Origin of the sequence: Stenotrophomonas sp. S39, from assembly GCF_016624665.1 — a bacterium.
Lineage (GTDB): Bacteria > Pseudomonadota > Gammaproteobacteria > Xanthomonadales > Xanthomonadaceae > Stenotrophomonas.
Genome location: NZ_JACVTT010000133.1, coordinates 1 through 8,665, shown reverse-complemented (window position 1 = coordinate 8,665; position 8,665 = coordinate 1). Strand labels below are relative to the sequence as shown.

General features: G+C 62.9%; 7 protein-coding genes, 1 tRNA gene and 1 pseudogene. All 9 read right to left on the bottom strand.

Going from position 1 to position 8,665, the window contains the following annotated elements; translation table 11 throughout:
• Positions 1-80: 80 nt before the first annotated feature.
• Complete coding sequence (rpoB, locus tag IAE41_RS20895; protein WP_079220749.1) at positions 81-4,235, bottom strand: DNA-directed RNA polymerase subunit beta; 4,155 nt, start codon at positions 4,233-4,235, stop codon at positions 81-83.
• Positions 4,236-4,597: 362 nt separating this feature from the next.
• Positions 4,598-4,963, bottom strand: coding sequence for a 50S ribosomal protein L7/L12 (gene rplL, locus IAE41_RS20890; protein ID WP_025879347.1), 366 nt, complete (start codon positions 4,961-4,963; stop codon positions 4,598-4,600).
• Between the two features lie 64 nt (positions 4,964-5,027).
• On the bottom strand, positions 5,028-5,561 hold the full coding sequence (rplJ, locus tag IAE41_RS20885) for a 50S ribosomal protein L10 (RefSeq protein ID WP_079220748.1): 534 nt from the start codon (positions 5,559-5,561) through the stop codon (positions 5,028-5,030).
• A gap of 386 nt (positions 5,562-5,947) precedes the next feature.
• Complete coding sequence (rplA, locus tag IAE41_RS20880) at positions 5,948-6,646, bottom strand: 50S ribosomal protein L1 (protein WP_200734418.1); 699 nt, start codon at positions 6,644-6,646, stop codon at positions 5,948-5,950.
• Between the two features lie 4 nt (positions 6,647-6,650).
• A complete protein-coding gene (gene rplK / locus IAE41_RS20875) occupies positions 6,651-7,079 on the bottom strand; it encodes a 50S ribosomal protein L11 (protein WP_004145248.1) in 429 nt (142 codons plus the stop codon).
• 286 nt (positions 7,080-7,365) lie between these two features.
• Positions 7,366-7,926 (bottom strand): transcription termination/antitermination protein NusG, encoded by a 561-nt coding sequence (gene nusG / locus IAE41_RS20870; protein ID WP_108748649.1) that lies wholly within the window; start codon positions 7,924-7,926, stop codon positions 7,366-7,368.
• Between the two features lie 10 nt (positions 7,927-7,936).
• A complete protein-coding gene (gene secE, locus IAE41_RS20865) occupies positions 7,937-8,350 on the bottom strand; it encodes a preprotein translocase subunit SecE (RefSeq protein WP_079220746.1) in 414 nt (137 codons plus the stop codon).
• A 48-nt stretch (positions 8,351-8,398) separates the two neighbouring features.
• A tRNA-Trp gene (locus IAE41_RS20860) sits at positions 8,399-8,474 on the bottom strand.
• Positions 8,475-8,577: 103 nt separating this feature from the next.
• A pseudogene (locus tag IAE41_RS20855) lies at positions 8,578-8,665 on the bottom strand (elongation factor Tu); the annotation flags it as partial.

The window sequence follows — 8,665 nt, the reverse complement described above, 5'->3', positions numbered from 1 at the left end:
GTTCCAGTTCGAGATCAAGGTGATTGCGAAGCTGCCTGCAGACCGGTAGTGGGGGGGGGGGGGGGGGGGGCCGGCATGGATCAGTTGTCTTCCAGTTCCATGTTGATGGCCAGCGAGCGGATTTCCTTCACGAGGACGTTGAAGGATTCCGGCATGCCCGCGACCATCTCGTGCTCACCGTCGACGATGTTCTTGTACATCTGGTTGCGGCCCTGCACGTCATCGGACTTCACCGTCAGCATTTCCTGCAGGGTGTAGGCCGCGCCGTAGGCTTCCAGCGCCCAGACTTCCATTTCACCGAAGCGCTGGCCACCGAACTGCGCCTTGCCGCCCAGCGGCTGCTGGGTGACGAGCGAGTACGGACCGGTCGAACGGGCGTGCATCTTGTCGTCGACCAGGTGGTTCAGCTTCAGGTAGTGCATGTAACCGACGGTGGTGTGGCGATCGAACGCTTCACCGGTGCGGCCGTCATACAGCTGGGTCTGGCCACTGCTCGGCAGGTCGGCCAGTTCCAGCATGCGCTTGATTTCCGCTTCGGTGGCGCCGTCGAACACCGGGGTAGCCATCGGCACGCCGTCGGTGAGGTTACGGGCCAGACGCAGCAGTTCCTCGTCGCTGAACTGCGACAGGTCGACACGGTTGGCCACGTTGGTGTCGTCGTGGTTGTAGATGTCGTCCAGGAACTTGCGCAGGTCGGCAACCGCAGCCTGGGCTTCCATCATCGCCTGGATCTTGCGACCCAGGCCCTTGGCTGCCCAGCCCAGGTGCACTTCCAGGATCTGGCCGATGTTCATGCGCGACGGCACGCCCAGCGGGTTCAGCACGATGTCCACGGTTTCACCCGAGGCCATGTACGGCATGTCCTCGACCGGCACCACGTTGGAGACCACACCCTTGTTGCCGTGGCGGCCTGCCATCTTGTCGCCCGGCTGGATGCGGCGCTTCACGGCCAGGAAGACCTTGACCATCTTCAGCACGCCCGGGGCGAGGTCGTCGCCGGCGGTGATCTTGCCGCGCTTGTCGGCGAAGCGACGCTCGAATTCCTTCTCGTGCGCCTGGATCTGCTTCTGTGCGCGCTCGATGGCTTCCGAAGCGTCCTCGTCCTTCATGCGCAGGGCGAACCAGTCAGCCTTCTTCAGGCCGTCCAGGTAGGCGTCGGAGATGACGTCGCCCTTCTTCAGGCCGGCACCACCGTTGACCACCTTGCCCACGATCTGCGAACGCAGACGCATGTAGATGGCGGCTTCCAGGATGCGGAACTGGTCGTCGAAATCCTTCTTGACGCGCTTGATTTCAGACTCTTCGATCTGGCGGGCGCGCTTGTCCTTCTCGATGCCGTCGCGGGTGAAGACCTGCACGTCGATGACGGTGCCGTCCATGCCCGGCGGAACGCGCAGCGAGCTGTCCTTAACGTCCGAAGCCTTCTCGCCGAAGATCGCGCGCAGCAGCTTCTCTTCCGGGGTCAGCTGGCTTTCGCCCTTCGGGGTGACCTTGCCGACCATGATGTCGCCGGCACGGACTTCCGCACCGATGTACACCACGCCGCTTTCGTCCAGGCGGTTCAGCGCCTGCTCGGAAACGTTCGGGATGTCGGCGGAGATTTCCTCCGGCCCCAGCTTGGTGTCACGCGCGACGCAGGTCAGCTCTTCGATGTGGATCGTGGTGTAGCGATCCTCTTCCACCACGCGCTCGGAGAGCAGGATGGAGTCTTCGAAGTTGTAGCCGTTCCACGGCATGAACGCGATCAGCATGTTCTGGCCCAGGGCCAGTTCGCCGATGTCGGTGGACGGACCGTCGGCCAGCACGTCGCCGCGGGCGATGACGTCACCCACCTGGACCAGCGGACGCTGGTTGATGCAGGTGTTCTGGTTCGAGCGGGTGTACTTGACCAGGTTGTAGATGTCGACGCCGGCGTCGGTGGCACCGACGATTTCTTCCTCGACCACCTTGACCACGATGCGAGCGGCGTCGATCTGCACGATCTCGCCACCACGACGGGCGTTGACGGTCACACCGGAGTCACGCGCCACGGCGCGCTCGATGCCGGTACCGACCAGCGGCTTCTGCGCACGCAGGGTCGGCACGGCCTGACGCTGCATGTTCGCGCCCATCAGTGCGCGGTTTGCGTCATCGTGCTCCAGGAACGGAACCAGCGCGGCCGCGATCGACACGGTCTGCATCGGCGAGACGTCCATGAAGTGGACTTCCGCCGGCGGCTTCAGCAGCGATTCGCCCTGGAAACGGCAGGGAACGAACTGCTCGGTCAGCACGCTGTCGGCATTGGTCAGGGCGTTGGCCTGCGCAATGACGTACTCGTTTTCTTCGATGGCCGACAGGAACTCGACTTCGTCGTACACCTTGCCGTCCACGACCTTGCGGTACGGGGTCTCGAGGAAACCGTACTTGTTGGTGCGGGCGTACACGGCCAGCGAGTTGATCAGGCCGATGTTCGGCCCTTCCGGCGTTTCGATGGTGCAGACGCGGCCGTAATGGGTCGGGTGCACGTCGCGCACTTCGAAGCCGGCGCGCTCACGGGTCAGGCCGCCCGGGCCGAGGGCCGAGACGCGACGCTTGTGGGTCACTTCCGACAGCGGGTTGTTCTGATCCATGAACTGCGACAGCTGCGAGGATCCGAAGAACTCCTTGATGGCAGCGGCGACCGGCTTGGCGTTGATCAGCTCCTGCGGGGTCAGGCCTTCCGACTCGGCCATCGACAGGCGCTCCTTGACCGCGCGCTCGACGCGGACCAGGCCGACGCGGAACACGTTCTCGGCCATTTCGCCGACCGAACGCACGCGACGGTTGCCCAGGTGATCGATGTCATCGACCACGCCGCGACCGTTGCGGATCTCGGTCAGGACCTTGATCACGTCCAGGATGTCGGAGCTGTCGCCGTGGGCGCCGACCAGGCGCTTGGACTCTTCGTCGTTGCGCTCACCGAAGTACTTGCTGTCGTACAGCACGGCTTCGCCGGTGGTTTCCTTGCGGCCCACGCGACGGTTGAACTTCATGCGGCCGACCGCGGACAGGTCGTAGCGCTCGAAGGTGAAGAACAGGTTGTGGAACAGGTTCTGCGCGGCATCCTTGGTCGGCGGCTCGCCCGGACGCATCATGCGGTAGATTTCGACCAGGGCTTCCAGCTGGGTCTTGGTCGGATCGATGCGCAGGGTGTTGGACAGGTACGGGCCACGATCCAGGTCGTTCACCCACAGGGTGCCCACCGCATCGACGCCGGCCTTGCGGAAGTTCTGCAGCTGCTCGTCGCTGATCTCGTCGTTGGCCTGGGCCAGCAGTTCGCCGGTCGAGGCATCGACCACGTCGTGCGACAGGATGCGGCCGACGATGTAGTCGTCCGGCACGGCCAGGGCGGCGATGCCCGAGGCTTCCAGCTGCTTGATGTGGCGCGCGGTGATGCGCTTGCCCGCTTCCACGATGACCTTGTCGCCGTCGGCGAGGTCGAAGCCCAGGGTTTCGCCACGCAGGCGCTCCGGCACCAGCTCCAGCTGGACGCCTTCATCCGGGTTGATGTGGAAGGTGTTGATCTCGAAGAACTCGGCCAGCATCTCTTCGTTGCTGTAGCCAAGCGCGCGCAGCAGGATCGACACCGGCAGCTTGCGGCGACGGTCGATACGGGTGAACAGCGCGTCCTTCGGGTCGAACTCGAAGTCCAGCCAGGAACCGCGGTAAGGAATGATGCGGGCGCTGTACAGCAGCTTGCCCGAGCTGTGGGTCTTGCCACGGTCGTGGTCGAAGAACACGCCCGGCGAACGGTGCAGCTGCGAGACGATGACGCGCTCGGTGCCGTTGACGATGAAGGTGCCGTTCTCGGTCATCAGCGGGATTTCGCCCAGATAGACCTCCTGCTCCTTCACGTACTTGATGGCCTTGGTCGACGACTCGCGGTCGTAGATGACCAGGCGCACGGTCACGCGCAGCGGCGCACCGTAGCTCATGCCACGCTGACGGCACTCACGCTCGTCGAAGACCGGCTCGCCGAGCTTGTAGCCGACGTATTCCAGGGCGGCATTGCCGCTGTAGCTGGCGATCGGGAAGACCGACTTCAGCGCAGCGTGCAGGCCGTAATCGGCGCGCTTGGCCGGATCGATGTTTTCCTGCAGGAAATCACGGTAGGAATCCACCTGGATGGCCAGCAGGAACGGCACTTCGAGGATCGAGCGCTGCTTGCCGAAATCCTTGCGGATACGCTTTTTTTCGGTGAACGAATAGGACGTCATGAGGTCTTCCACCTTGTTGTGCGGGCCGTGCGCCCACGACCCGAAGGGAACTTGAAATTGTCAGTTGGAAGTCGCTGGTATTGCCGGCACCAGCACGCCTTCTCCCGCTACTTCCAACTGCCAACTCGTCTGCATCTACTGCCCTGCCGCCGCGCGAAGCGCTGGCTGGCGAGGTTGTGACCGCAGCCCGTGTTGGGCTTTTTCTGCTTTTGAACCGGTAGAGTCGACTGTTAGTCGACTTCCTTCACAGCAGTCGACTAACAGTCGACTCTACAACACCGCAACAACGACCAAAGGCCGGGGGCTTACGCCCCCAGCCTTGGCTGCATCGCCGTGAATCGATGACGATGCAAGGGAAGTGCTTACTTGACTTCGACAGTCGCGCCAGCAGCTTCCAGGTCCTTCTTCATCTTCTCGGCTTCGTCCTTCGAAGCGTTGTCCTTCAGGACGCCGCCGGCTTCGGCCAGGTCCTTCGCTTCCTTCAGGCCCAGGCCGGTGATGGCGCGGACGGCCTTGATGACTTCGACCTTCTTGTCGCCAGCGGTCTTCAGGGTGACGACGAATTCGGTCTGCTCTTCAACGACGGCAGCCGGGCCAGCCACAGCAGCGGCGACCGGAGCAGCGGCGGAGACGCCGAACTTCTCTTCGATGGCCTTGACCAGCTCCATCACTTCCATCAGGGACTTCTCGGCGATGGCGTCGACGATCTGTTCGTTGGTAAGGGACATGATAATTACCTTTGGATGATTTTCTGGGATGAGGTTCCGCAAGGAACCACTAAATAGTCGAAACTCAGGCGGTCTCGGCGGCCGGTTCAGCAGCTTCAGCGGCTTCGCCACCGTTCTGCTTGTCACCGATAGCCTTGATGGCGCGGGCGAACATCGTGACCGGCTCGGCCAGGACGCGTGCCAGCATTGCCAGGGCCTGGTCACGGGTCGGCAGCGATGCCAGAACCTCGACGTGGCTCGCCGGGAACACTTCACCACCGATGGCGACGACCTTAGCCTTCAGCTTGTCGTTGCCCTTGGCGGCTTCCTTGATCAGGCGACCGGCTGCGCCGGGCTCCTCGAGCGAGAACGCGTACAGCAGCGGACCAACCATCTGGTCCTGTGCGACTGCGAACTCGGTGCCTTCAACGGCACGCGAAGCCAGGGTGTTCTTGACAACCTTCAAGAAAACACCGGTTTCACGAGCCTGCTTGCGCATCGCGGTCATCTGGGCGACCGTGGTGCCAGCGTATTCGGCTGCGATCAAGGAGTGGGCCTTGGCGGCGACGTCTGCCAGCTCGGCGACTACTTCTTGCTTCTGGGACAGATTGAGAGCCATTGCACTCCTCCAATTGAACTCCGCTTACGGCTCCTGCCGTGTGCGGTCCTGTGCGGCATCCGTCCTGGACGCCGGGAACATCGGAATGATGTTCCGGGGGTGGGCCGTTCCAGACCTGGAGTGCAATCGGGGAAGATCCCAGACGTGCGTGAACCAGAAAAACTCCAGAAGGGCACCATCTACGCAGGTTGATTCCGAAGAATCGATTAAGCGGTCATTGCTGCTCCGGCGGCGACTCCCTGCCATATCGAGCTTCCGTGCCCGTCGCCGGTATTGCCACGACCGCGCCTGCGGTCTTTGACGGCTACCACCAGCGATGTACGGCTGGCGATGCCTTCAAATGTCACGGTCACGGTGCCCGAGGGTACCGTGACCGCTTGAAACAATTACTTCAGGGTCAGCGACGACTGGTCGACGGTGACGCCCGGGCCCATCGTCGAGCTGACCGAAACCTTCTGCAGGTAGGTGCCCTTCGAGGTGGCCGGCTTGGCCTTGATCAGGTCCACCAGCAGCGCGGTCAGGTTCGACTTCAGCGCGTCTTCGGCGAAGTCGGCCTTGCCGATGGTGCAGTGGATGATACCGGCCTTGTCGGTGCGGTAACGGACCTGGCCCGACTTGGCGTTCTTCACGGCTTCACCCGGGTTCGGGGAAACGGTGCCGACCTTCGGGTTCGGCATCAGGCCGCGCGGGCCCAGCACGGTGCCCAGCTTACCGACGACGCGCATGGCGTCCGGGGTCGCGATGACGACGTCGTAGTTCAGATCGCCGGCCTGCATCTTCTCGGCCAGGTCGTCCATACCGACGGCTTCGGCGCCAGCGGCCAGGGCTTCGTCAGCCTTGGCACCGGCCGGAGCGAAGACAGCGACGCGGACCGACTTGCCGGTACCCGCCGGCAGCACGGTGGAGCCACGGACCTGCTGGTCGGACTTCTTCGCATCAACGCCCAGGCGCACAGCAACGTCGATCGACTCGACGAACTTGGCCTTGGTGGCGGTCTTCAGGATGTTGATCGCGTCTTCGAAGGCGTACGACTTGCCCGGGACAACGGCGGCCTTGATGGCCTTTTCGCGCTTGTTCTGTGCCATCTGATTAACCCTCCACCACGAGGCCCATGGAACGGGCAGAGCCAGCGATGGTACGCACGGCGGCGTCCAGATCGGCGGCAGTCAGATCCGGTTCCTTCGCCTTGGCGATCTCTTCCAGCTGCTTACGGGTGACCTTGCCGACCTTCTCGGTGTTCGGGCGCTTGGAGCCCGACGAGATGCCAGCAGCCTTCTTCAGCAGGGTGGTGGCCGGGGTGCTCTTGGTGATGAAGGTGAACGTACGGTCCGAGTAGGCCGTGATGATCACCGGAACCGGCAGACCCGGCTCGAGCTTCTGCGTGGCAGCGTTGAACGCCTTGCAGAATTCCATGATGTTCAGGCCGCGCTGACCCAGCGCAGGACCGACCGGCGGCGAGGGGTTGGCCTGACCGGCCTTCACCTGCAACTTGATGTAACCGACAACTTTCTTTGCCATGAGTATGCTCTCCGGGTGCTAGCGCCTTGCGACAACAGGCTCCCCATCGGACCGGGAATCACGCGTCCCGGCATCGCGTTTTGAAATCATGCTGAAGGCCACCTTGCGGCGGCCTCGTCCTGCTGGCTTCCCAGCGGGGAGCCGCGCACTATAACAGGTTTTTTCTTCACATGCCTGAAGCGGCACGTAAACGAATGAAACCGGGCTGAGCCCGGTTCCTGGTTCCGTAGAGTCGAGCTTGCTCGACTGATCTGCAAAGTCGAGCAAGCTCGACTCTACCGACAGGTCAGACGGCCTTTTCGACCTGGCCGAACTCGAGCTCGACCGGGGTGGCACGACCGAAGATCAGCACCGAGACGCGCAGACGGCTCTTCTCGTAGTTGACTTCTTCAACGACGCCATTGAAATCGTTGAACGGGCCGTCGGTGACGCGGACCATCTGGCCCGGCTCGAACAGCACCTTCGGACGCGGCTTCTCGACACCTTCCTGAACGCGGTTCAGGATGGCTTCGGCCTCGGAATCGGCGATCGGCAGCGGACGATCGGCGGTGCCGCCGATGAAGCCCATGACGCGCGGGGTTTCCTTGACCAGGTGCCAGCTTTCGTTGTCGATGCGCGGGATGCCGGCTTCTTCGTGGGTCTCGATCTGGACCAGCACGTAACCCGGGAAGAACTTGCGCTCGGAACGACGCTTCTGGCCAGCGCGCATCTCGACCACTTCTTCGGTCGGGACCAGGACATCGCCGAAGCGCTCTTCCATGCCGTCACGGGCGATGCGATCACGCAGGGCCTGCGCAACCGACTTCTCGAAGCCCGAATAGGCGTGAACGACGTACCAACGCTTCATGCAAATCTCCTTAGCGGGTCAGGAACAGCTGGACCAGCCGCTGAATGACGTAATCGAATCCACCCAGCAGCAGGCTGAGGATGATCACCACAACCATCACGACCCAGGTCATGCGGGTGGCTTCCTGGCGCGTCGGCCAGACCACCTTGCGCAGCTCGAAGCGCGACTCGGAGAGGAATTCGCGGGTATCACGACCCTTGCCGGTCAGCAGGAACACGCCGATACCACCGGCCAGACCCACGACAACGGCCAACGCACGCAGCTGACCCGTCCACGCGCCCAGCTGGGCAGCGCGACCGGAGTCAGCGGAGAACCAGAACCAGACGAACAGACCAGCCAGCACCAGCAGGGTGGCGAGGGCGTACTTGACGATATCCCCACCCTGGGTGGAGGTGTCCTTGGAGTGTTCGATCTTGCTATTCATCAGGCTATGTCTGCTTTAGCGGCCGAACCGCTGGATAAGGTGGGCAGATGGCACGCCAGGAGGGACTCGAACCCCCAACCTGCGGTTTTGGAGACCGCTGCTCTGCCAATTGAGCTACTGGCGTACAGATTGAAACTTGCCTTCCCTTAGACGGCGAAGGCGGACCGAGGTTCCCGGCCCGCCACTCGCGCGACCGGCAGCGCTATGCAACCGCCGGCTTTGCAGGCTTACTCGATGATGGTGGAGACCACACCGGCGCCGACAGTACGGCCACCTTCGCGGATTGCGAAGCGCAGGCCGGCGTCCATTGCGACC

What these genes read in the sequence shown, in the direction of transcription:
- rplK (WP_004145248.1), bottom strand. Translation starts at nt 7,079, where the DNA reads ATGGCAAAGAAAGTTGTCGGTTACATCAAGTTGCAGGTGAAGGCCGGT.
- rplL (WP_025879347.1), bottom strand. Translation starts at nt 4,963, where the DNA reads ATGTCCCTTACCAACGAACAGATCGTCGACGCCATCGCCGAGAAGTCC.
- nusG (WP_108748649.1), bottom strand. Translation starts at nt 7,926, where the DNA reads ATGAAGCGTTGGTACGTCGTTCACGCCTATTCGGGCTTCGAGAAGTCG.
- rpoB (WP_079220749.1), bottom strand. Translation starts at nt 4,235, where the DNA reads ATGACGTCCTATTCGTTCACCGAAAAAAAGCGTATCCGCAAGGATTTC.
- rplJ (WP_079220748.1), bottom strand. Translation starts at nt 5,561, where the DNA reads ATGGCTCTCAATCTGTCCCAGAAGCAAGAAGTAGTCGCCGAGCTGGCA.
- rplA (WP_200734418.1), bottom strand. Translation starts at nt 6,646, where the DNA reads ATGGCACAGAACAAGCGCGAAAAGGCCATCAAGGCCGCCGTTGTCCCG.
- secE (WP_079220746.1), bottom strand. Translation starts at nt 8,350, where the DNA reads ATGAATAGCAAGATCGAACACTCCAAGGACACCTCCACCCAGGGTGGG.